Below are 21,613 nucleotides of genomic sequence, written 5' to 3'. Positions count from 1 at the left end.
GGTTGCCTTCGGCGTGTCAGAAGCGACGGACGCAGCTCGCGACCGAGCCCTGACGCTGCTCAAGGCCGACACCGCTCTGCATTCGGAGTGGATCGTAGGGGTGGTCACGAATCGATCCGCGCCGGAGGTGATCCTGCGCCGCGTGTTCACACTCGACCCCCTGCCCGACGGCGTTCTGCGATGGCTCCGTCATGGCAGCCTTCCCCCCGTAGCGGTGGAGGCTGCCATCGCTCAGCCCGACCCTGAGCTCCGCAAGGACGTCGCTCAGAACCCCTTCCTGCCGCCGGACGCACTCGCCGTACTCACCGAGGACCCGCACCCGAAAGTGCGGTGGATCGCTGTAATGACGGCGGCCCAGTGCAACGTCACCCTGCCGACAGAGCTGACCGTTCGACTCGCCACGGCCCCCGAGGCCCGGGTACGGCAGGCCGCCCTCTGGCTTCCCGGCCTGCCGTACGAGACGCGGCTCTCACTGGTCGAGGATCCCGACCCCCGCGTCCGGGCCGCGGCCCTCGACTCCTGGAGCTGGCCCAAACTGCGCCCGGAGATCCGGGCCAAGGCCAAGGCGGACCCCGATCCCCTCGTACGTGAGGCGGCCGAGCGCGCCGCCCACGCCGATGCCGCCCTGCCGACGACGATCGCGGAGTTCCTCGAAGAGCCGGACGAACGCCGCCGCCACGACGCCGCATTCACCGCGCCCGTCGACGCGGCCCTGACCGCACACCTCGCCACGCACGACGACGACTTCCTACGCCACGGAGCCGCCCACAACCCGCACGTTCCCGCCGCGCTCGCCCTCACGCTGGCCTCGGACCCCGCGCCTTCCGTCCGTCTTGCCCTGTCCCTGCGCGCGGACATAACCGAGGAGCAGCGAGCTTCGATCGAATACACCGTGCCGGAACGCCGCTGCCCGGTACCCGCCTGGGTGGAGGAACGCTTCGACGACCTCGCTGCACTGCGAGAGATCTCGGCCTCCAGCCACGTCCTGCTGCGCCGGGCCGTCACGTGTGCACCCGAGCTCCCCACCGATGTGATCGAGCGGTTGGCGGCCGACGACGACTACTTCGTGAGACTGATGCTCTGCGAGAACGACCACGCCCCGCACGAGCTGCTCGTCGAGATGTACGCCGACTGGAAGGGGCTGAGCTGGGGGATGCTGGCCGGCCGCCGCAATTTCGCGCGCCCGGGCCTGGCCCGGTACGTGGACAACCCGAACTACCGGCTACGACTCGCGGCCCTGTCCGACCCACAGGCCACACCAGAGATCGTAGAGCGGCTCTCCCGCGACCCGGACGACATCGTGCGCCGCCAGGCGGCGGCCGACCCGCGCCTTCCCCACACACGGCTCGTCGAACTCCTGGGCAGCAACCACATGCCGTACACAGCAGCCCGCAACCCGGCACTGCCCGCCGAACTCATGCACCAGCTACTCGACATCGCAGGTGTCAAACGCTGAGCAGCGTGTGACGGCAACGTACGTGAACCCGTCGCATCGGCACAAAAAGAACGGCGCCAGGCCCGCTCATCGGGCACGAGGCCACGCCGCGGTGCATCAATGCGGGCAGGATGGCCGGACGCGGAGCAGCTCGGTCCGAAGCACGGGGGTGCCGTCGACCGGTGCCGGGGCCTCCGCGGTCGGCTCGATTCCTCCGGCGGCGACTTTGTCGAGTGTCGTCAGGCCGTCGGCGCCGACCGTGCCGAACACCGTGTAGTTCGGTCGCAGCGCGGAGTCGCCGTAGACGACGAAGAACTGTGAACCGTTCGTGTTCGGACCAGCGTTGGCCATCGCCAGCAGGCCGCGCCCGTAGAGGCGGCGCGCGCCGGTCGGATCGGTCGGAGCCGGCGGCAGGTCCACCGGCAGCTCGTCCTTGTACTTGTACCCGGGCCCGCCCTCGCCGGTAGCGGTCGGGTCGCCGCACTGCAGGACCTTCAGCGTCGGGTACGCCGTCAGACGGTGGCACACCGTTCGGTCGTAGAAGCCGTGCCGTGCCAGGTGCAGGAAACTCTGGACCGTGCAGGGCGCCTTGGCCCGGTCCAAGTGCAGCGGGAGCGGGCCCTGGCTGGTCGGAACAGCCATGTCGACCGTGCCACGACTGGGGGTGAGCCGCGGGTCGGGTGGCAGTGGAACAGAGCGCGCCGGCGGCTCGTCCGGGGTCTGTGCGTACTGGCAAGGGCCGTGCGTCGTGCGCGGCGGAGCACCATCGGAAGCAGTGGCGACACTCCCCCCGGACACGACTAACGCCACGGCCGCCAACGCGCTGATCAGTACCCGTTTCATCTCGCACACCCTCCCGATGATCGCCAAGTCCTGGAGCGGTCGCAGTCTAGGGCGTGGGCTGGTCCGCGGGAATAGTCAACGGCAGGAGGCTGGCCGGGCCGACCCCTGATGCACCGCCAACAACCGATGCCACCACCAGTCGTTCCGCAGATACCGAGAATCGCAGGGCATCAGCCGAATCTGTTGGCGGCTGTCAGCCCACCAGATCTTGAAATCGGCAACCGTGCCTTCCACTGGCCAGTACTCGATCTCGCCCGGCAGCCACAGTGCATCGACAAAGCCTCCGACGCTCAGGGGCTGGCGGGAACGCGAGTTCCCGCCAGCCCTGGTTGCTGCGGTTCGTGGGGCCGGACGGAGTCGTGGTCCAACGGCCGTGGCGGACCGCAGCCGGAGAGTCACGCCCCGTGGAAGACCTGAACGTGCGTAGTCGATCCTTCCCTCGGGGCCGGCGTGGGGCGGTTCGCCGGACGGGTCAGACGAGGTCGCTGCGGTACCAGTTCCAGGAGCTGCCGCGAGTGGCGCTGTCCCAGGCCATGGAGGGCGTGTTGAGGCCGGTGACGGAGTTGGTGAAGGTCCACAGGCCGGTGCGGTTGGTCCCCTGGGCGTCCTGGCCGTAGTTGTACAGCACGCCCACGCCGGTGCGGCCGTCGCCGTCGAAGTCCCCGGAGGTCACCCTGGAGGCGTCGGCGTTCCAGCTGTCGGTGCTCTCCCACTTCTTCACCGGTGCGCCGATGCCGATCCCGGTGCTGGTGAACGTCCACAGGGCCGTCCGGTAAGTGCCGTCCCCCTGCTCCCCCACGTTGTAGAGGACGCCGACGTCGCTCTTGCCATCGCCGTCGAAGTCACCAGCGGTGAGCCGCTTACGCAGGCGCGCAAGTGGCGCTGACCTGGGCGATCCACAGGTTCGACATGTGCCGCTGAGCGACCCGTTCAAACGTCCTCACGCACTCCACCGAGTTCGCCTCCTCGAACTCCCTCATCTGCTGACGGGCTTCCATCACCGACTCCAGGGGCGTCGACCGGGAGCCGCTGAACCACTGCTCACCGACGGTGCCCTGAGACGCCGCCATAGCGTTCGAGGAAATGCCGACCACCGAGAGCGCGAGAAGCGGAGCGGCCACAAACCTAAGAGAGTTGCGCATAGAGATTCCTTTGGTGCGATTTACCGTTCACAGACAGAACGCCGAAATCGTTGCATGCCACCCTCACAAGAGGTACATATCAGGCCAAGGAATCACTCACACATAACGCCCCTAAGTGCCCCGATCTGCACCCTTTTGGAAGCCTGGCGCGTTCGGACATCGGCACTGCCCGCAACACCTATGGCTGCAACGCAGAAAGCGGTCGGCGGCGCAGACGCTGGTTCGGGCGCGCTTGAGGCGCTGGCTCAGGGTGCTGGCGTTGACCTGCAGGGCTTCGGCGAGTGTCTTCTGTTCGACGCCCGCTTCGAGCAGGGCGAGGAGTACTTCGAGGGTGGAGCGTTACCTGAGCACGACTCCCGACAAATCGGCTGGGAAGCGCTGATGGCGCGATGGCACCGTGCTGTCGCCGATCCCGCCGTCCTGCTCGGGCACGATGAGCGGCACAATGATGGACAGGCCCAGGGTGTCGGGATGGGGTCGCAGGGTCCAGCCCACGTCCGGCACGATGTCCACGGGGCGGCTCGGCCGCGGGCCGGGGTGAAGTTTCCCCATGATCTTGAACATGTTGTTGTTACGCCGCGAGGGCTCGGTCTCGTCGGTAGCGCAGGCGTGTCTCGTGGGGCGTGAGGTAGTCCCAGTGGATGTGGTTGCGTAGGCGGCGTCTGTTGCAGAAGGTCTCGACGAAGTCGAAGATGTCGGCGCGGGCGGTGGCCCGGTCGGGCCAGAAGCGGGTGCCGATCCCCTCTTCGAGTACGCCCAGAATCTCTCCGCGGCGGCGTTGCCGAAGCAGCTCCCGGGTCCGTCCCACGCTCTGCCAGTGGTCCAACTCGTTGATTCTGTCGCGACGTTGTGCCGATGTGTATTCCGATCCGCGGTCGCTGTGGATCACGCAGCCGGGTTCCAGGCGGCCCAGTGCGGCGGCCATGTCCAGGGCGTCGAGTGATGTCCCCGACGATCTTCATGCCGGGGCGGACGGCGGTGAAGTATCGGCCGATCAGGTCCGGCGACGGGCAGCCTTGGTGTCGGCCTTGGTCAGGCTGCGGCGGCCGGTGCGCCGGCCGTTCCCGGCGATGCCGTTCTCCCGCAAGACCCGTGCCACCCGCTTGCGGTTGACCGGCCGGCCCTGCCGGCGCAGTTCGGCGGTGACGCGCGGGACGCCGTAGTTCCGCCGGGACGCGATATGGATCACCGTGGTCTGGTGGGCCAGGGCTCATCGGCCCGCCGCCTCGCCTCGCGGGCCTCGGCTCCGGCCCCGGAGGCGTATCTGGAAGGCCGAGCATCGGGCGGTGCGTAGCCTCGGCGATGACCTCGCCAACGGCCGGTGGGCCGAACGCAACCACGGCCTCGCCGACCTCAACACGGCAGACCTCGGCCTCCGCCTCCTGTCGGCTCCGGACCGCGGGCCGCCAGTTCGGCACATCCCACGACCCGCAACCTTCAACCCCGACAGATGCCCGCGGGCCACCGCCGTCGACAGCCCCGGAAGCGTCGGCGCACCCGGCGCACCGCCCTTCCCCTCACCGGACAGGGACGGCTTCGCGTCGGAACACGGAGTCCACCCGGTACGGCTGGTGGGCGTGTTTGAGGCGGAGGCAGGCGGGGCCGGGCTGCGGGCGCGGGAGTTGGCCGGGCGGCTGGGCCTGGAGTCGATGCCTGGCGAAGGTCGAGGGGGTGCGGTCGAGGGTGAAGCGGCTAGTGGAGCGGGGCTGGCTGGCCGAGGAGCGTCCCAGGGGGTTCACGCCGAGGCGGGCTGCCGGGTGACGTTTCGGCTCCGGTGGCGGGCGAGGCGGCGTCTCATGAGCATGGTCATCGACCACAGGACGGCGGCTTACCTGCTTTCGAGCCGGGTCTGGTAGTCCCGGGCAAGGCGCCGCGAGCGCATCAGCCAGCTCAGCGTCCTCTCCACCACCCACCTGCATGGAAGCACCACGAACCCGCTCACGTCGTCGGTGCGTTTGACGATCTGAAGGGTGAGCTGCTCTGGACGTCCCCTTGACCCCCATTTCCCTTCCTACGACCGTCTCCCATGGTGCAACGCGAGGGGAGAAGGCCGGATTCCAGGGTGGGGTGGACGTCGGGGTCCGTCAGACGAGGTGGATCGTGAAGCGCCTCACAACCTTGGGGGCCGTGGCGATCGTGTCGGAGTGGACCGAGCCGCGAGCCTTCTCGTACTTCCCGGTGCCGCCGGTGATCGCGTTGTCGAAGGGACCCTGGTCGAGGTAGTTGAAGTACATCCCCTGCACGGTGAGCTGGCCGCCCGGGAGGATGTAGGTCACGACGCACTGCTCCGCTTCATCGGCGCCGCCCCGGGTGGTGGTGCAGGTGCCGTGGGTCTCGCCGACCTTGTTGTGCGCCTCGTCGAAGAGGTCCGAGCGGACGACGACCTCATCGCCCTGCGAAACACTTCCGGGGGTGACGGGGAAGCGGGTCAGCTGCTGGACCTCGGCCAGGACGGTGATGATCCGGCCCTTGTCCCCGGCCTGGGCGGAACCGGTGTCCGTCGCGGCGGCCGCGACGGGGGTGCAGGCGAGGAGGGTGACCAGCGTGGCCGTGCCGAGGAAGGCCGCTCCAGTGGGGCGCATCATGCGACTCCTGAGGTTGATGTTCGGGAATGACCGGATAGCGAACTTCAATCCGATTCAGTTCGATTCCCTTCATAACCTCGACTCCGCCGCCGCACGGAGCACCCCGGCCCGAACCACCGGCACAACCAGCCGGTCGGACCAAAGTCAGCGCCGTACCCGCTCAGCGCTGATTCACGGGCGTCCCGACGCTGCACTCGCCCACCACCGCGATCTGGCACATGCTCACCGACAACGCCGCCTACCGGGAACTCGGCGGCACCTACTTCACCCAGCCAGACCCCGAACGCGCCACCCGCCGGGCCATCACCCAGCTCAACCAGCTCAGCTACACCGTCACCCTCAACCCCAGGGAAACCGCCGCCTGACGGCGGCAGCACCAACAACCCGGCGACCCAACAGCCACCGGGCACTCAGGCCTGCCCACAACCACGCTGACCTGCTGTTATTTACGCGTCAGACGGCTGGACCATTCCAAGCGTGCGCAGATTCACTGGTCCCCGACACCTGTCGTGGACAGTGAAACCCGTGTGGATCGCGAGCCAGAAGGCAGCTCGAGCAGGCGCAGCTCGCCCAATGTTGCCGACGGGCTTGGCGCGTCGCCATCTCGGCCGACGCTGCACGTCGGCACCGCGACTCGCGCCGGTCCGCGCCCCACAGACCATCAACATGTAGACAAAGATATTTTTACCAAAACATTCTTGATCGGCACGAAAAGTGGCAATTTATCCGAATTTTTCCTTGAGGTGTACCACGATCACCCCCGAATCCGCACAAAGAGCCGTGGTAAGCCTTCAGGGGGCGCTTGAGCCAGCTCACCGCTGGTGGCACTCCATCCACATCCGGAGCGATCAGGAGCTGGTCCGTGCTTCGCCCACCGAGCAAGCGGATCAGCATGAAGAAGGGCGCAGCATCATGACTTCCGTCCGAGTTGACAAACTCGAAGAGCGTCTTGCCGACAAGGAAGCCCCCAGAACGGCCCACGTTTCAGGCAAACGCGAGGGCTACCAGCGGGGCCTCGGCGCCCGTCAGATCCAGATGATCGCGATCGGCGGAGCCATCGGCACCGGCCTTTTCCTCGGTGCAGGCAAGGGCATCTCCAAGGCCGGACCCAGCCTGATCCTGGCTTACGCCATCGCGGGCTTGGTCATCTTCTTCATCATGCGCGCCCTGGGCGAGTTACTCATGTACCGTCCCGTGTCAGGCTCGTTCTCGGAGTACGCGCGAGAGTTCATGGGCCCCTTCGCCGGCTTCGTCACCGGGTGGACCTACTGGCTGTTCGGCGTCGTCGTCGGCATTACCGAGGTGGCTGCCGCAGCCACCTACATGACGTACTGGTGGCACATCCCCCAGTGGATATCCGCCCTGGCCTTCACCATTATCCTGTACGGCGCGAATCTCATCTCCGTGAAGCTCTTCGGCGAGCTGGAGTTCTGGTTCTCGATGGTCAAGGTCACCGCGATCGTTGGCATGATCCTGATCTGCGCTGGAATCCTCACGCTCGGTTTCTCCGACGCCGGCGCCACCGCCTCAGTCAGCCACCTGTGGGACGACGGGGGCTTCTTCCCGCACGGTGTCGGCAGCACGCTGATGACCTTGCAGGTGGTCATGTTCGCCTTCCTGGCGGTCGAACTGGTCGGCGTCACCGCCGGCGAGTCCAAGGACCCCGAGAAGACCCTGCCCAAGGCGATCAACACCGTGCCGTGGCGGATCGCACTCTTCTACATCGGCGCGCTGGTCATGATCCTGTCGGTCGTCCCGTGGCACGAGTTCCAGCCGGGTGTCAGCCCCTTCGTCGCCGCCTTCGAGAAGATGGGCCTGGCAGCGGGCGCAGGCATCGTCAACTTCGTCGTCCTCACCGCCGCCCTGTCCTCCTGCAACTCGGGCATGTACTCCACCGGCCGAATGCTGCGCGACCTCGCACTCAACGGCCAGGGCCCGAAGTCCTTCATCAAACTCACCAAGAACGGCACCCCGCTGGTGGGCACCACCTTCTCCGCCGTACTGATGCTGGTCGGCGTCTGGATCAACTACCAGTGGCCCGGAGAGGCGTTCAACTATGTGGTCTCCTTCGCCACCATCTCCGGCATGTGGGCCTGGATCGTCATCTTGATCTGCCAGATCCGCTACCGCCTCAAGGCCGACCGGGGGGAGCTCCCCCACTCTCCTTTCAAAGCCCCCGGCGGCATCTGGGCCAGCGCCTTCTCGCTCGCCTTCATCGGCATGGTCATCGTGCTCATGGGCATCGACAAGGACGCCCGCATATCGCTTTACTGCGCCCCGCTGTGGGCCCTGATCCTCGGGATCTCGTACGCGGCCCTCAAGGCGAGGAACCCGAATGTGGCGGCCTTCGCCAAACGCAGCTGAACCGCCGAAGCCTGGGCCATCGTCAAGGACGTGGTGCCGGGTATGGGGGTTCTTTGGGTGGTCATGCAGCGAGGGTGATGGTGGGAGTTCGTGTGAAGTCCCACGAGAAAGTGGACAGTGTGTACCGGACTGACCCTTGACGGTCCCACGAGATTTCCGAAGGTCTCGGCACGGCACTGTCACCCTGGTCGCTGGTCTGGGATGACCTTCGGGTTGACCCCTGTCCGGGAGGGGAGCCGGTTACGTCGTCCGGGGCGCCGTCGTACAGGAATCACCGTATCCCGTCGAGGTGATCTTTCACTGCGTGTGGCTGTACTTCCGTTTCCCGCTCAGTCTCCGTGTGGTTGAGGAGCTGATGCTGGAGCGCGGAGTCGTCGTCTCCAACGAGACCATCATTCGGTGGTGCCTGAAGTTCGGTCAGGCCTATGCCAACGCGTTGCGCCGGCGGCGCCCGCAGCCCGGTGACAAATCGCATCTTGAAGAGGTGTTCATCAAGATCCAGGGAGTCCAGAAGCTCTGCGCAGCGGTTCCTGTCCGTGTTCACCGGAATCTCACCCCACTTGCGTCTCCACCGCCACCTCATGACAGCCGCCCGCAACCGCTTCGAAATGGCCGTCGGATTTACGATCTGGAACCAGATCACCAGCGCCGCCGGTGTGCCCGCCACCGGCTGAACAGCGGGCCCTACCGGGCCCCCGGCATGCCCTGACTCACCATCAACCAGCGACAACGTGACAAGGCCGTTCAGGTCAAGACCCGCTCTCCGGCTTCCCCATGGCCTGGTCCATGACCCCGTCAAGTGGCAAGGAGTCCCCACCGCATACCTCGCCGGAACAAGGGGCACATGGACGACAACACGACTGCAATCCCAGCAAGACTCTCTTACCGTGACAACACAGGACAGACCCACATGGGTGGGGCAGAAGGTTCTTATCGTAGGGTGTGGTCATGGACCGTAATGAATCGGCGCCGTTGTTCGACGCCCACATGCACATCATCGATCCGCGTTTCCCGCTCGTCGTGAACAACGGCTACCTGCCGCCGTTCTTCACGGTCGAGGACTACCGGCATCGGACGGCTTCGCTGGGCATAGCAGGGGGCAGCGTCGTGTCGGGTTCGTTTCAGGGCTTCGACCAGGAGTACCTGCTCGATGCCCTACGACTGCTCGGGCCAGGATTCGTCGGTGTCACCCAGCTACCGGCCACCGTCACCGACGAGGAAGTGCTACGGCTCGACCAGGGTGGTGTGCGGGCGTTGCGGTTCAATGTGCGCAGAGGGGGCTCGGAGAGCCTCGCGCACCTCGACTCGCTCGCCCGGCGCGTCTTCGAGCTCGCCGGCTGGCACGTGGAGCTGTACCTCGACTCCGGGGACCTGCCCGATCTGGCGCCGGTCCTCACGGCCCTGCCGGCCGTGAGTATCGACCACCTGGGACTGTCGGAGGAGGGCCTGCCCCACCTCCTGCGCCTGGCCGAGCAGGGTGTCAGGGTGAAAGCAACCGGGTTCGGCAGGGTCGAGCTCGACGTTCCCAAAGCCGTCGGGGCCCTCGCTAAGGCCAACCCGCACGCTCTGATGTTCGGGACCGATCTGCCCTCCACTCGCGCACGGCTGCCGTTCGCCGACAGCGATCTGGGCCTGCTCGTCGACACCCTGGCAAGCGTCGACCCCTCACTCATCCGGGCGGTACTGCACGACAACGCCGCATCCCTCTACAGGACATCTGCGCGGTGACTCTCCTCTGCCCTCGCCTCCGGGGTCACCCTGAGCGCACCGCGGACCCCGAGCACCAGCACACGGCCGGCCTGGAGCTCCTGCGCGCCGCGGACCGCGACACGGGTCTTTCCGGACCCGGTCGCCATGATCACCTGTGTGCGCAGACCTCGGGCAGGGATTGGTGGCTGTGCTGGCATTTCCAGTGCGTGCAGTACCGCGTCCACTGCTTGACGCTGGTGAGGACGGCGTTCGTTGGCTATCCCCGTATCCTCCGTGGCGCGCTGACCGGGTTCGGCTGACTCTCCGCAGCACGCCAGAAACTCCAAAGCCTGAGTTACGCCGTTCTTTTGACCAGACCCTTCAGCCCGCTCGGCCGGCCGGCTGCTCGCTCGTCGCCAGCCGGAAGCCCACCGGGTAGAGCGGCCCAGGGAAGGCCCCATGTCGGCGGCGGGTGCGGGTGAGGTCGCCGAATCTCGAGAAACTGCCGCCCCGGGCGACCCGGTACCCGCCCATCGTCTCGACCAGGTGGTCGACGACGTACGGGCCTCCTGGGTACGGGACGTACAAGTCCGCCACATACTCCTCAACGTTGCCGCCCATGTCGCAGACGCCGTACGGGGAACGACCGGCCGGGAAGGCACCGACCGGTGAGGTGGTGTGGATGCCCGTCTCACGGGTGTTGGCCGCGTGCGGGCCGAAGGTGGCCCCCCAGGGGAACTCGCGCCCATCCGGTCCCTTCGCCGCGTGCTCCCACTCCGCCTCCGTCGGCAGCCGCCACGGATGCCCGGAGCGTTCGCCGAGCCAGGCGGCGTAGGCGTCGGCGTCCTCGGGGCTCAGCCCGGCCACCGGATGGTTGCTGCGCTCGTACGGGTACGCGCCGAGGTACCAGTGGCTCGGCCGCCCTTCCCGGCCGGTGTCCTCCAGGAAGTCCCGGTACTCACCGTTGGTCACGGGATACTTGGCGATCCAGAAGTCCTCCAGCTCCACAGTATGGGCCGGTGTCTCTTTGTCGATCCAGGACCGGACCACCCCTACGTCCGCCCAGTCGGCCACGACGGCCTCGACGGCTTCCGGCCGCAGGCCGATCTCCACCCTGCCGCCCGGCACGGCGCAGACAGTTGGGGCCAACGCGTCGATCCGCGGATCACCGGTCAGGGCCAGGATCCCGCCTGCCACGAGCCGCTCGGGCAACGGCACGGCTGGGTCCTCCACTCGGGCGGCCAGCCCGTCCGGCCCGAGCGCGGCAAGGGCCTGCGCGGCCTCCGGCGTCGGCCGCACCACGGAGGCCGACGCGAGGGCGGCGTGCTCCCTGAAGTGCGGGGAGTCGGCCACGTCGGACAGCTTCACTTCGCCCCTCCCACCGCGATGGTGTGGCCGCCGCGCAGCGCTTTGGCCTCCAGATAGCGGGCGTTCTCCGGGGTCACCCGGACACCCGTGGGGATGACCGACACCACGTCGACGCCGTCCCGCCGCAACTGAGCGACCTTGTCAGGGTTGTTGGTGAGCAGCCGGACGCGTTCAGTGCCCAGGGCGCGGAGCATGGCGCTCGCGACTCCGTAGTCACGTTCGTCCGGCTCCCGCCCGATCAGCTGGTTCGCCTCGAAGGTGTCCGCGCCCTGGTCCTGCAGGAGGTAGGCGTCGAGCTTGTTGTAGAGACCGATGCCGCGACCCTCCTGACGGAGATACAGCACAACACCGCCCTCCACCGCGATCCGCTGCAGGGCCTCGTCGAGCTGTGTACCGCAGTCACAGCGCGCCGAGCCGAGGACGTCCCCGGTGAGGCATTCGCTGTGCACGCGGACGAGGGGCACCTCGTTCCCTTGTCCAGGCACGACGATGGCAAAGTGCTCGCCTGGGTCCGACAGCCCGGAGAAGGTGACCAGTTCGGCCCTGCGGCCCTCGGCCCGGGCGAGCGTCACACCTACCTGCGCGCGCACCGTCACGGAGGGAAGAGCCACTGCCGGGTTCCGGGTGGGGGAAACGTTCATGCTGTCATGACCTCCTCGCGACTGCTGGCCAGGGCGGCCAATTGGTCGATGTGCCAGTCCTGCTGGATGCCTACCGTGCCGTCCGCGCCAATGCCGACGACCAGGATCCGGCCGTCCCAACCCGCGACCACGGCGCGCCTGCTGTCAAGCTGCGCCATGCACGAAAGTCCCTGGGCGAACTCGCTCAGCACCCGGCCCGAGGCCAGTGTCTGAGCTGTGGAGTCCCAATCGACATCCCACAGGTACAGGCCGAAGTCATACGATCCGGCGAGCACCACCGGGGCGTCACAGTCCCCCAGTATGCTCACGCACTTGACCGATTCGTCCGGCCCGAGGAGGGTCTGGACCGACCGGGTCCGCCAGGTGGCGCCTCCGGCCGCCGCGATCCGGCCGACCTTGACGGTGTGGTCGCGGGAGGCACTTGCCACCACCTGCCCCTTGAGCACCGCCACGGCGTTCACCAGATTGCCGTGCTCCCAGAGGGTGTCGCGTTCGTGGACAGTGCCTGCTGCGACCGTGCGGTCCGTGGACGCGGACAGGAAGCCGTCGTCCAGCGCGGTCAGGGATTTCACCGAGCCGCCGTGCGCGATGCGCCGGTCCTTGACGGTGAGGGTCAGCGGATCGAGCACGACCACTTCGCCGTTGTACGTGCCGGCCAGGAGCGAGTCGCCGTCGAAGCACAGAGAGGGCAGCGGGGCGCCGAGCTGCTCGCTGACGGTCCGGTGGCCGCCCCGCAGGGTGATCACGTGGCCCGAGTAGGTACCGGCGTGGACCGCGCCGTCACGGGCGGCGAGCGAGAGGACCGGGCCGTCTGTCATCGCGAGGGCTCGTACCCGTGGCCGGCCGGCCAGGCCGACGGGCGTCACCGCGAACACCGTCCCCGAATCGCAGCCGATGAACAGCTCCCCTTCACTGACGGCCATCGCGTTGGGGCCGTGATTCGCCGCGGCCGGTCCGGCGATCTCGGCGGCGTCGGCGAGCGCGTACAGGTGCGGGCCGTCCCAGAAACTCCCAGCGGCCACAATGCCGCGCGCCACGGAGACCGAGCGCGGCCAGACCCTGGCGTCGTAGACGCGGTGAGTGCGCTCCCCCGCGACGTCGAAGAAGTGCAGCGCGCCGTCGTACGCGCCCACGACGAGCGAGGCGTCGTCCTCGGCCCAGCCGACCGCACGGGCCGCGGCCTCGGACACCTCCAGCGTCCGCAGGTGCTCCAGCCGCCGCGTCAGCAGATCGACCGAACCGTCATCCCGGGCCACAGCCAGGATCTCACCCGAATGGGACCAGGCGCACCCCTCGATCGAGGAGTCGTAGTGCCGTACGGCGGAGTCCCCGTCGGTACCGGGGCGGGTCACCGCCACCATGCCGTCCTCGCCGACCGTGGCGACCAGGCCGTCGGCGCTCACCGATACCGCCATGCAGTGCGCGGTGTGTGAGCCGACCTCGGACAGGAACGCTCCGCTCAGTGCGTCCCACAAAGTGGCGCGTCCGTCCTCGGACACGCAGATGAGGCGCTCCCCATCGGGCATCCAGGCCACGGAGTTGATGTCGTCGGTGTGCCGGGCAAGGACGTTGATCAGTTCGCCCCGCCCCTCCTCCGATATCCGCCACACACCGACGGTCTTGTCCGCCGAGGCGGTCGCCAGCAACCCCGGGGCGGAAGGGTTCCACGCGGCAGCGTTGACCAGGCGCCGGTGCCGGAGCTGGGACAGCTGCCGGGGCTTCGCGGGCTCCGAGGTGTCCCAGATCAGGACGGTTCCGTCGTAGGAACAGCTCGCCAGGCGTACGCCGTCGGCACGGAGCGCCACGTGAGTGACCGGGGCGGCGTGGCCGATCGGGCCGGCGGGCAGGTTGATGGTGCGCATGGTCGGTCCCTTGCTGTTCGGCTACTTGACGACCGGGTCGGCGTTCGCGGGGCTGGTCGGTTCGGTGGCGTCCGCATCGCTCCAGTGCGGCCAGAAACGGATGAGGCAGATCAGTGACAGACCGGCGGCCAGACCCAGGAACAGCAGGACGGCAGTGCTGCCCCATGTCCGCTGCACCAGCGGGATCAGCAGCGGCGCCAGCAGGATCGGGGCCCCGCTCATGAGGTTGAACAGGCCTTCGGCCCTTCCGACGAACTCGGTCGGCAGGTACTTGATGATGATCATCGAGGTGACTGCCGTCATGGCCGACCTCGTGGTGAAGAAGGCTGCCATGCAGACCACGACGATCCAGGGAGAGGGCAGGGCCATGGCGAACAGCGCCGCCGTCATGACGACGGCCGACAGGGCCAGCACGACCCGGGGACGGGTACGGGCCCTGGCCGCGATGTAGACACTTCCGGCGAGTGCACCGACGTTCGCGACGGCCTGTACCGCGCTCACCTCCGTCGCGGGCATACCCCAGTGGTCGCGCAGGTAGAAGACCATGAACGCCAGGACTCCTACACCGCCCGCGAAGTGCAGCGGAAGCGAGGTCAGCTGTACGTACAGCACCCGCTTTTCGGCCCGCACGACCTGCCAGCCGTCCAGGATGTCGCGCACCAGGCTTGGCCGGGGGCCCACCCCCGCTGCCGGACCGCGCTTCCGCGCCGGCGGATGGATGCCGATCAGCCACACGGCGATCGGTGCCAGGAATGTGGCCGCGTTGAACCACATCAGCCCGAGGTATCCGATGAGCCCGACGCCCGCTGCGACGAGCAGCGGGCCCACGATGTTGGAGGTCACGAACAGACTGCTGAGGACGGCACGCGAACGGGCCGCGTTGTTCGGGAACATTCCGGGCACCCCGGTGATCCACCCCGCCCGGTACATCTCGCCGCCCAGTTGGACGAGCGCCGCCAGACAGAACAGCGCCGCCGTGGAGGAGTGCCCGGAGAACACGGTGAGGTTGAGCAGTACCGCGGCGGCGAGTTGCAGCAGCAGACCCGGGACGACGAAGACGCGAGGCCCCCAGCGGTCGACCACCGCGCCCATCCACGGGCTGAGCAGCAGCATCGCCGGGCCCAGTGCCGCGAGCAGCGACATGGTCAGGAGCGAGCCGGTGAGCTCGTACACGAAGAGCGGGAGCCCCACCTTGTACGCCGATTCGCCGAGGTTGTTGAGGAAGTTGCCGGTGGCGAAGACCAGGAAGCGGCGGTCCCTCCAGGGTGCGCTCGGCTGGTCGGCATGGGCTTGTGATGTCATACGAGCACCGTCTCAGCCGACCACGGTGTCGTGGTAATTCAGGGTGAATCGGGCAGCCCTGCGCGGGAGCCAGCGGTCCTCCAGTTTGGCGAAGGTACCGTCCTCGGCGGGCTTGTCCATCCGGTACAGGGACAGCAACCCGGTGCGGCAGCCGACGAGTAGGAGCGGATTCCCGGCTGTGTCGCGCAGGATGCGCAGGGCCTTGGGATAGTCGGGCAGGTCCTCCATGAACCCTACGAGCTCGCCGTCCTCGTAGGTGTAGGCGATCACCTGCATCCCGTACGAGCTGGCACAGACCATGCCGTCACTGACGGTGGCGTTCTCGGTGGTGTTCGACGCGAGTTCGGTCCACACCCGGGTCACACCCTGCCCGACGGCAATCTCCTTCACACCGCCATCGCCGACGACGTAGAGGTATCCGTCCTGTGCCCACATGCGCTTGGGGTACTCACCCTGGTCCAGCCGCCATACCGGTTCGCGGCCCTCCGCGCCGAAGACTGCGACGATGCCGTTGCGGGTCGCGAGCACCCGACTGCCGTCCGGCAGGTAGGCGGTCGCCCATACGGGAAGCCCGTCCACGCCCAGGGTCGAGACGACCTCTCCGCCGACGGTTTCGAGTTCCACCGCGCCCGCGTTGCCGGCGACCAGGGCCCGGGTGCCGTCCGGGGAGACCGCTACGGTGTGCAGCAGCGCCTCGGGCAGGTGCCGGCTCCAGGTGACCTCCCCGCCCCGCCGGGCCCTGAAGACCGTGCGGTCACGGCTGACGCCCAGCCAGCCGCCGTCGACGGCGGCGATCCGCCGGGTGAAGCCGAGGTCCGTCTCATGGTCCTCGACGAAGTGCAGGGTCGGTCCGCTCACGCTCTGGCGCACTTCGGCAACTGCCACACCGGAGTCCGTGGCGCAGTAGAGAACGGACGGGTCCTCGGCGGAGGGCTGGATGTCCCAGACCGCTTGCCGGGGAAACCCCATGGCCCGTACGAACGTGCCGTCCGCCGTGAGCTGGGTGATCTCGCCGTCCTGACAGAGCACGAAGACATCGCCCGCCGGGCTCACCGTGATATCGCTGAGCTGGTGGGAGAAGCCGGAGACCATGCGTTCCGCACGCAGCTCACGGTCAGAATTGTCGAAAATGTACAGTTCGCCGTCGAAACCACCCGAGTAGGCCCGGTCGAAGTCCGGCGAGAAGGCCACGAACTCGACATCGTCGCGGGCAAAGAGGAATTCATTCTCCCGGATACCGTCGAGCGAAACGGTGACCACACCGTTCGCGACGTCCGCGTTCTCCCCCTCCCCGAAGTCCTGGGTGCACCAGAACCGGTCGTGCCGGGCGTCGTAGCGGACCCGGTGGATATTCCCGTCGTCCAGTTTGACATGGTCCGGGAATTGCAGATCGGCGAAGCTCCCGAACCGGAGATTCCCCTCCTTGTCGGATACCGCATGGCGCGTCGGGTGATCCGTGGAGGCCCATTCCATCGGACTGCTTCCGCAGATGTTCGGCCGAATCTCCAACACATCGAAGCTTGCCAGATCGATGACCAGCATCTGGTGGTGGTAACCGCTGGTGACGAACACCCTGCCGCCCCACACTCCGATCCCGCGGGAGCTGACCGGGGACGGCTCCTCGCCTTCGAGCAGGGTCGCGGGGTCGCACACGGCAGCCGGATCCAGGCGGTTGAGCAGGTCGAGTGTATCGAGGGACCAGCGCAGCACGGCACCCATCCGGTCCTTGCCGATCACCCAGCCGTCCGCCACCGTCAGCCCGTAGAGCGGCCGGCCCTCGCGCACCCGGGGCGAGGACCGGATCACGTTCAGTTCCTCGTCGAGCAGGTGGACGCGGCCGAAAGAGTCCGAGACGAGCAGCCCCGAGCCTTCGACATACAAAATGCGCATCACGCGGTCCGTCAGCTTCACTGCGGCCTTCCTGCCCTTCAAATAACGTGTTCTCTATATTTTCTGCCGAATGCGACAGCCCGGCCGGCTGTTATCCGCACAGCCGGCCAGGCATCAGATCACTTGTTGTTGCGCACGTTGCGGCGAACCGGCTTCTTCATGTAAAAGCACCTCCTTCCGATAATCGGAGTGGATGTTCGGATAGAAGAATCACCAGGGGACCACTGCGCCAGCAAGACGATCAGCCAGTGATTAAGATCACGTCGATCTTGGCGCAAAACAGATGCTTGGCGGACTTGGCTGAAACACGTCTACGGAATTACTGGCTCCGGAAGAAAAGGTTTTGACCGGCGGCGTGTCACAAGAGACTGATGGGTAGGGTGAGCAGGATCCATGCCCAATGAAGATATCTCTGCAGTCAGTAGGGGGTAGCACGTGTCCCTGGAAATACCCGGACAGCTCTGGAAGAAGGCGACGAGCACCATCGGGCTCGTCGCCGTCCGCCATGACCACGGCGTGAACGTGATGTCCGCGGAGTGGTCGTATTTCGTCAACAAGGACCCGCTGTACGCGGCGGTCGTCCTGAGCCCTCGGGCGGACACTCGGGAACTCCTGCCGCTGCAAGGCGAGTTCAGCCTCACCCTGTGCTCCGAGGAGCAGGCGGAACTGGCGGACTTCGCGGGCAGCTTCTCTTTGGGTCAAGTCGACAAGACGGGCTCCGAGTTGATCGAATTCGGCACTCCCCAGGCCACCGACACCCCGTGGGTCACCGGCGGTGTGGTCGCCCTGGAATGCGTACTACGCGAAACGGTCCCGTTGCCGGTGCACACCATGTTCGTGGGCGAGGTGGTCGCCGCCCACCTCCCGGAAGCCGAACGCAGGCCGCTGGTGAAGCACGGTCCCATGCACGCCTTGGGCGCTCCCGTGCGCCGCACGGCCGTGGTGACCGCCGCCGAGATCACCCCGGACGGCACCCTTCGCGTCGCCGCCACCGGCCCCACGGCCCAGGGGCCGGACGTCTGGCGGGTGAGCCTGCTCGGCGCCGACGGCTCCTGGACGGACCTGGGCGAGCACCCGTCCGCCGAATACGGCGACTTCCTCGTCGACCTGCCCATGCCGGGCGGGCTACCGCCACTCCCCGGGGCCCGCGTCCAGGTGGAGCGCGCGGGTGCGAAGCCGGGCCATGCCCGCCTCCTGGACCGGCGCCCAACCGTATGAGCGGTTCCGTGACGGCCCTGCCCTCAGCCCCGTTGCGGCTCGCCGTCCTGCAGAGCCGGGCCACCCCCGGCGATGTGGCGGGCAACGCACGCGGCGCGGCCGAGCTGGTTCGGGCCGCTGCCCGGCGGGGTGCGGAGCTCGCCGTACTTCCCGAGCTGCACCTTTCCGCGTACGATCTGCCGACCTTGGCAGGCGACCCGGAGCGCTGTGAGGTCGCGGCCGACGGCGACGGCCGAGTCGAGGACGGCCGCTTGGGGCCGCTGGCCGATGCGGCCGCGAGCACCGGGACGTACGTCCTGACCGGAGCAGCGGTCCGCAGGTCCGACGGGCTGCTCGCCAACTCCGTACTCTCCGTGGACCCCGAAGGACAGGTCACTTCGGTCTACGACAAACAGCACCTGTGGCACGCCGACGAGGGCCGGATCTTCACCCCCGGCGACCGGGCGGGGACGGTCGAGGTCGCCGGCTGGCGGCTGGGCATCGGCGTCTGCTACGACATGTCCTTCCCCGAACACGCCAGGGCTGCCGCCCTGTCGGGCGCACACGCCTACCTGTGCCCCAGCGCTTTCGCGGCGGGAAACGAACACCGAGCGGCCGTCTACCTCGCCGCCCGCGCCCTGGAGAACACGGTCTACACGGTGTTCGCCAACCCTGTCGGAGGGCCGGAGAGCCGCCCCACCAACGGCGGAAGCGCCGTATACGCGCCTGACGGCACCCGGACGGAGGGCGAGATCGCCTCGGGTGAACAGACGATCCTCGCCGAGCTGGACCCCGCCCGAATGGCCCGCGTCAGGGGCTTCCTACACATGCTGGCCGAGGAGCGCGCCCGCTCCATCAGGGTGTGACGCGCCCCGTACTCGGCACGGCCCGCCCGTATGTATGCGGGTCTGGAAGGCGGCGGAGGAGACCCCCGAGGGGCTCCTCCGCGTCGTCGAATCCCAAGGCCGTTGGCCTCTCGAACCCGACTGCGACTCACACAAAGTGGGCGATGAGCACGTCGGTTCACCCTTCTCCTGCGGCCAGATTCGCGGAACCCGCGCGCCTTGGTTGGGCATGATCGCGCAGGTGGTCTGCCCGCCCTACAGGGCCATGGTGCGCGGTTTCAAAAGGGCGGTGAGGCCTTCGGGGCATGTTGCTGATGTCCTGATCACCGAACACGCACGAAGAACTCGATGGCAGCACCGTCTGGAAATATGCGAGTCCCCTTCTCCCAGATGGCCGATCGAGAAGACTGTGCGGCATGGCCAGGGCTGACCACCGTGCCCCGCCCCGCCGGCCCCGAACAACCTGCGCCCCTTGCGCTGCCGGCGGTTCAAGTGCTGCTGCTCGACCGCACCGTGAACGGCCGTCTCGTACGCAGGTGGTAGACCGACACCGGGGAGTGGATCTACGTGGTGGCGCTGCGCGCATGGGCCAGCCGCAGCGCCGCCACCGGCAGTGACCTCACCGAGGAATTCATAGAACTGCCCGTGCCCAGCAACCGTGTGCGGGCCGCCACCTGGCTGCCCAGGGACCTTGCTGGGGCGCGGTCATACGGTGGGAGATCCGGCGTACTCGTGCCGCTGATAGCCGTGTCCGTCGCCGTGCCAGTCCAGGAACAGCACCGAATCCGCGAGGGCGCCGGGCCCGGCGCGGTGGCTGATCGTCGGGTGCGGTAGCGGCCGTGGCTACGGTGGCGCCCGGAACTTCGGCGTGCAGAACATCCGATGCATGCCGAGGTGATACAGCTCAGGCTCGTTCCGGGCGACCCTCCGCTCCTACGCACGGGACCCGTCCTCCTGGACATCGACTTCAGTCCGCTGCGCGGCGATGTCCCCGGCGTGGACGGCTACGGCCAGGCGGCCTGACACACCTACTCCGTGGTCATCCCGTCACTTCCGCGGCCACGCCCGGTTGCGGCCGGGTCCGCATGCCCCAGCGGGCAAGCCAGGGGCCGGAAACGCCCAGCGCCGCGAAGAACAGCGCCAGCAGCAGCCACCCCGTGGTGCCGAGGCCGAGCACCACCGTGGTCAGGATGGCCGGGGCAAGGGCCTGGCCCGCGTTGAAGCCGAGGCCGAGGAGTCCTTGGTACTGGCCCTGGGCGTGGTCGGGGGCAAGACCGAAGCCGAGGGCGAAGCCCGCCGAGGACTCCCAGACCTCGGCCAGGCTGTGGACGAAGATCGCTGCCAGGACCAGTCCCGCAGCCGCCCAGACCGGGGTGTACGCCGCCAGCGCCATCAGCGGGCAGCTCACGAGGAAGAGCAGCCCCGCGGTACGGAACGCCCTGCCGCCGTCGTGCAGCGTTTCGATCCGGGAGCCGATCCTCGTCTGCATCAGCACGCAGAAGGCGGCATTGACCGCGAACAGCGCGGCGATCGTCCAGCGCGGCGCTTCGGTGTGTGCGGAGATCCAGATCGGCAGGAGCAGGGAGACCACCGGGTACTGCAGTCCCATGGCCCCGTAGAGAGCGGTGAACGTCAGGAACGGACGGTCCGAGAAGGCGATCCAACGACGCTGCTGCGGCGGCGCCGGCAGCACCGGATAGCGGGGCAGCAGGAGCAGCAGCGCCGCGCTCAGGGCGAAGCTCGCCGCGTTGCCGAGGATCAGCGTGACGTAGGCGCCACGGGTGTCCGCAGCCAGCGCCGCCCCGGCACCCACCGTTCCGAGGATGACGCCCAGATTGACGAAGGTGCGCAGCTTCGCCCGGAACAGGGCAGGGCGTTCACCCCCGACCCGGACCACGAGAGCGCCCCCGGCCGCCCCACCGGCCGCCGCGGCGATCTGGTCGACCGTCGCGATGATCGTGAACGCGGCCCAGCTCTCGACGAGGACGAGGGCAGCCATCGACAGCGCCTGGACCGCGAGGGCCACCATCATGATCGTGCGCGCCCCGCGCCGGTCGGCGAGATGCCCTCCCGGTATCCCCGCGCACAGGCCGATCAGCCCCGCGATGGTGAGTGCCGCGCCGACCTGCACCGCGGGCAGGCCCACGACCAAGGTGAAATAGAGCGCCGACGCCGCGTTGAACAGACCGTTGCCGACCCGGTTGACGAAACTGGCGGCGATCAGCACGCGCTCCGGCCTGCTGTCCCCCACCATGCCGCCTATCCGGCCTGCCAGGCCGCCCTTGATCATGGACGGCAGGCTAGCAGCGGTCGCAGAACCCGCCGCAGCTGCCCCAAAATCGCGCGCCCCTGGCTTTTGGCCTACCTCGGCGCTACCCCTTTCGGGCACAACGGCCCGCAGAGTCCATGCCGACCTGTTGCGGGAAACAGACACCACCCGATACGGCGTG

General features: G+C 67.8%; 21 protein-coding genes and 3 pseudogenes. 9 read left to right on the top strand and 15 right to left on the bottom strand.

Translation table 11 applies throughout. From position 1 onward, the window contains the following. Window positions 1-13 precede the first annotated feature (13 nt). Window positions 14-1,456, top strand: a complete 1,443-nt coding sequence (locus tag AC3IYJ_RS38420; RefSeq protein WP_489399133.1) for a hypothetical protein — start codon at window positions 14-16, stop codon at window positions 1,454-1,456. 96 nt (window positions 1,457-1,552) lie between these two features. Here the strand turns inward: AC3IYJ_RS38420 and AC3IYJ_RS38415 are convergent, their stop codons facing one another. From AC3IYJ_RS38415 to AC3IYJ_RS38390, 6 genes are all read right to left on the bottom strand, one after another. Next, window positions 1,553-2,077 carry a peptidylprolyl isomerase gene (locus AC3IYJ_RS38415; protein WP_489399132.1) on the bottom strand — a complete coding sequence of 175 codons (525 nt, stop codon included), beginning with the start codon at window positions 2,075-2,077 and terminating at the stop codon, window positions 1,553-1,555. Between the two features lie 673 nt (window positions 2,078-2,750). Then, window positions 2,751-3,077, bottom strand: a complete 327-nt coding sequence (locus AC3IYJ_RS38410) for a hypothetical protein (RefSeq protein ID WP_489399131.1) — start codon at window positions 3,075-3,077, stop codon at window positions 2,751-2,753. Window positions 3,078-3,138: 61 nt separating this feature from the next. After that, the gene (locus tag AC3IYJ_RS38405; RefSeq protein ID WP_489399130.1) at window positions 3,139-3,420 is read right to left on the bottom strand and encodes a hypothetical protein; all 282 of its coding nucleotides are present in this window, start codon (window positions 3,418-3,420) and stop codon (window positions 3,139-3,141) included. 339 nt (window positions 3,421-3,759) lie between these two features. Further along, on the bottom strand, window positions 3,760-3,984 hold the full coding sequence (locus AC3IYJ_RS38400; RefSeq protein WP_489399129.1) for a hypothetical protein: 225 nt from the start codon (window positions 3,982-3,984) through the stop codon (window positions 3,760-3,762). Between the two features lie 7 nt (window positions 3,985-3,991). After that, window positions 3,992-4,246 (bottom strand): hypothetical protein, encoded by a 255-nt coding sequence (locus AC3IYJ_RS38395; protein ID WP_489399128.1) that lies wholly within the window; start codon window positions 4,244-4,246, stop codon window positions 3,992-3,994. 168 nt (window positions 4,247-4,414) lie between these two features. Next, window positions 4,415-4,609, bottom strand: a complete 195-nt coding sequence (locus AC3IYJ_RS38390) for an IS3 family transposase (protein WP_489399127.1) — start codon at window positions 4,607-4,609, stop codon at window positions 4,415-4,417. Window positions 4,610-4,691: 82 nt separating this feature from the next. On the opposite strand from AC3IYJ_RS38390, the pseudogene AC3IYJ_RS38385 reads away from it, so the two are divergent. Then, window positions 4,692-4,811 (top strand): annotated as a pseudogene (locus tag AC3IYJ_RS38385) (MerR family transcriptional regulator); the annotation flags it as partial. A gap of 437 nt (window positions 4,812-5,248) precedes the next feature. Here AC3IYJ_RS38385 and AC3IYJ_RS38380 read toward each other — a convergent pair. Both AC3IYJ_RS38380 and AC3IYJ_RS38375 read right to left on the bottom strand, forming a co-directional pair. After that, window positions 5,249-5,392 (bottom strand): annotated as a pseudogene (locus tag AC3IYJ_RS38380) (transposase); the annotation flags it as partial. A 112-nt stretch (window positions 5,393-5,504) separates the two neighbouring features. Continuing rightward, window positions 5,505-6,005, bottom strand: coding sequence for an allene oxide cyclase barrel-like domain-containing protein (locus tag AC3IYJ_RS38375; protein ID WP_489399126.1), 501 nt, complete (start codon window positions 6,003-6,005; stop codon window positions 5,505-5,507). 218 nt (window positions 6,006-6,223) lie between these two features. Between AC3IYJ_RS38375 and AC3IYJ_RS38370 the strand changes: the two genes are divergently transcribed. From AC3IYJ_RS38370 to AC3IYJ_RS38355, 4 genes and pseudogenes are all read left to right on the top strand, one after another. Then, the gene (locus tag AC3IYJ_RS38370) at window positions 6,224-6,370 is read left to right on the top strand and encodes a hypothetical protein (RefSeq protein WP_489399125.1); all 147 of its coding nucleotides are present in this window, start codon (window positions 6,224-6,226) and stop codon (window positions 6,368-6,370) included. A gap of 547 nt (window positions 6,371-6,917) precedes the next feature. Next, window positions 6,918-8,369 (top strand): amino acid permease, encoded by a 1,452-nt coding sequence (locus tag AC3IYJ_RS38365; protein WP_489399124.1) that lies wholly within the window; start codon window positions 6,918-6,920, stop codon window positions 8,367-8,369. A gap of 191 nt (window positions 8,370-8,560) precedes the next feature. Next, window positions 8,561-8,874: pseudogene (locus AC3IYJ_RS38360) on the top strand (hypothetical protein); the annotation flags it as partial. A gap of 443 nt (window positions 8,875-9,317) precedes the next feature. Continuing rightward, window positions 9,318-10,097, top strand: coding sequence for an amidohydrolase family protein (locus AC3IYJ_RS38355; protein WP_489399123.1), 780 nt, complete (start codon window positions 9,318-9,320; stop codon window positions 10,095-10,097). On the opposite strand, the gene AC3IYJ_RS38350 is transcribed toward AC3IYJ_RS38355, so the two are convergent. Genes AC3IYJ_RS38350 through AC3IYJ_RS38325 form a run of 6 tightly spaced genes read right to left on the bottom strand, consistent with a single transcriptional unit; the run spans window position 10,076 to window position 17,121 of the window. Continuing rightward, complete coding sequence (locus tag AC3IYJ_RS38350) at window positions 10,076-10,519, bottom strand: DEAD/DEAH box helicase family protein (protein ID WP_489399122.1); 444 nt, start codon at window positions 10,517-10,519, stop codon at window positions 10,076-10,078. The genes AC3IYJ_RS38355 and AC3IYJ_RS38350 overlap by 22 nt on opposite strands. Then, window positions 10,440-11,426 carry a formylglycine-generating enzyme family protein gene (locus tag AC3IYJ_RS38345; RefSeq protein ID WP_489399121.1) on the bottom strand — a complete coding sequence of 329 codons (987 nt, stop codon included), beginning with the start codon at window positions 11,424-11,426 and terminating at the stop codon, window positions 10,440-10,442. Before AC3IYJ_RS38345 ends, AC3IYJ_RS38350 begins: the two co-directional genes overlap by 80 nt. Beyond that, the gene (ribA, locus tag AC3IYJ_RS38340) at window positions 11,423-12,067 is read right to left on the bottom strand and encodes a GTP cyclohydrolase II (protein WP_489399120.1); all 645 of its coding nucleotides are present in this window, start codon (window positions 12,065-12,067) and stop codon (window positions 11,423-11,425) included. Before ribA ends, AC3IYJ_RS38345 begins: the two co-directional genes overlap by 4 nt. Then, window positions 12,064-13,929, bottom strand: a complete 1,866-nt coding sequence (locus AC3IYJ_RS38335) for a WD40 repeat domain-containing protein (protein ID WP_489399119.1) — start codon at window positions 13,927-13,929, stop codon at window positions 12,064-12,066. Before AC3IYJ_RS38335 ends, ribA begins: the two co-directional genes overlap by 4 nt. 21 nt (window positions 13,930-13,950) lie before the next feature. After that, window positions 13,951-15,231, bottom strand: a complete 1,281-nt coding sequence (locus tag AC3IYJ_RS38330) for an MFS transporter (protein ID WP_489399118.1) — start codon at window positions 15,229-15,231, stop codon at window positions 13,951-13,953. A gap of 12 nt (window positions 15,232-15,243) precedes the next feature. Next, entirely contained in the window at window positions 15,244-17,121 is a 1,878-nt protein-coding gene (locus tag AC3IYJ_RS38325) for a WD40 repeat domain-containing protein (protein ID WP_489399117.1), read from the bottom strand. Window positions 17,122-17,556: 435 nt separating this feature from the next. On the opposite strand from AC3IYJ_RS38325, the gene AC3IYJ_RS38320 reads away from it, so the two are divergent. From AC3IYJ_RS38320 to AC3IYJ_RS38310, 3 genes are all read left to right on the top strand, one after another. Next, entirely contained in the window at window positions 17,557-18,339 is a 783-nt protein-coding gene (locus AC3IYJ_RS38320) for a flavin reductase family protein (RefSeq protein ID WP_489399116.1), read from the top strand. 8 nt (window positions 18,340-18,347) lie between these two features. Further along, entirely contained in the window at window positions 18,348-19,184 is an 837-nt protein-coding gene (locus AC3IYJ_RS38315) for a carbon-nitrogen hydrolase family protein (protein ID WP_489399115.1), read from the top strand. 861 nt (window positions 19,185-20,045) lie between these two features. Continuing rightward, on the top strand, window positions 20,046-20,186 hold the full coding sequence (locus tag AC3IYJ_RS38310; protein WP_489399114.1) for a hypothetical protein: 141 nt from the start codon (window positions 20,046-20,048) through the stop codon (window positions 20,184-20,186). 16 nt (window positions 20,187-20,202) lie between these two features. Here AC3IYJ_RS38310 and AC3IYJ_RS38305 read toward each other — a convergent pair whose 3' ends face one another. Beyond that, on the bottom strand, window positions 20,203-21,453 hold the full coding sequence (locus AC3IYJ_RS38305) for an MFS transporter (protein ID WP_489399113.1): 1,251 nt from the start codon (window positions 21,451-21,453) through the stop codon (window positions 20,203-20,205). Window positions 21,454-21,613 lie beyond the last annotated feature (160 nt).

It is taken from the genome of Streptomyces sp. GL_140, from assembly GCF_057834465.1.
The sequence above is the reverse complement of the archived record's forward strand: the minus strand, read 5'-3'. Positions and strand labels throughout refer to the sequence as shown.

Excerpts from the sequence above, each read along its gene's own strand:
- AC3IYJ_RS38415 (WP_489399132.1), bottom strand. The coding sequence starts at position 2,077 with ATGGCTGTTCCGACCAGCCAGGGCCCGCTCCCGCTGCACTTGGACCGG.
- AC3IYJ_RS38405 (WP_489399130.1), bottom strand. The coding sequence starts at position 3,420 with ATGCGCAACTCTCTTAGGTTTGTGGCCGCTCCGCTTCTCGCGCTCTCG.
- AC3IYJ_RS38400 (WP_489399129.1), bottom strand. The coding sequence starts at position 3,984 with ATGTTCAAGATCATGGGGAAACTTCACCCCGGCCCGCGGCCGAGCCGC.
- AC3IYJ_RS38375 (WP_489399126.1), bottom strand. The coding sequence starts at position 6,005 with ATGATGCGCCCCACTGGAGCGGCCTTCCTCGGCACGGCCACGCTGGTC.
- AC3IYJ_RS38370 (WP_489399125.1), top strand. The coding sequence starts at position 6,224 with ATGCTCACCGACAACGCCGCCTACCGGGAACTCGGCGGCACCTACTTC.
- AC3IYJ_RS38365 (WP_489399124.1), top strand. The coding sequence starts at position 6,918 with ATGACTTCCGTCCGAGTTGACAAACTCGAAGAGCGTCTTGCCGACAAG.
- AC3IYJ_RS38355 (WP_489399123.1), top strand. The coding sequence starts at position 9,318 with ATGGACCGTAATGAATCGGCGCCGTTGTTCGACGCCCACATGCACATC.
- AC3IYJ_RS38350 (WP_489399122.1), bottom strand. The coding sequence starts at position 10,519 with ATGGGGCCTTCCCTGGGCCGCTCTACCCGGTGGGCTTCCGGCTGGCGA.
- ribA (WP_489399120.1), bottom strand. The coding sequence starts at position 12,067 with ATGAACGTTTCCCCCACCCGGAACCCGGCAGTGGCTCTTCCCTCCGTG.
- AC3IYJ_RS38335 (WP_489399119.1), bottom strand. The coding sequence starts at position 13,929 with ATGCGCACCATCAACCTGCCCGCCGGCCCGATCGGCCACGCCGCCCCG.
- AC3IYJ_RS38330 (WP_489399118.1), bottom strand. The coding sequence starts at position 15,231 with ATGACATCACAAGCCCATGCCGACCAGCCGAGCGCACCCTGGAGGGAC.
- AC3IYJ_RS38325 (WP_489399117.1), bottom strand. The coding sequence starts at position 17,121 with ATGCGCATTTTGTATGTCGAAGGCTCGGGGCTGCTCGTCTCGGACTCT.
- AC3IYJ_RS38310 (WP_489399114.1), top strand. The coding sequence starts at position 20,046 with ATGCATGCCGAGGTGATACAGCTCAGGCTCGTTCCGGGCGACCCTCCG.
- AC3IYJ_RS38305 (WP_489399113.1), bottom strand. The coding sequence starts at position 21,453 with ATGATCAAGGGCGGCCTGGCAGGCCGGATAGGCGGCATGGTGGGGGAC.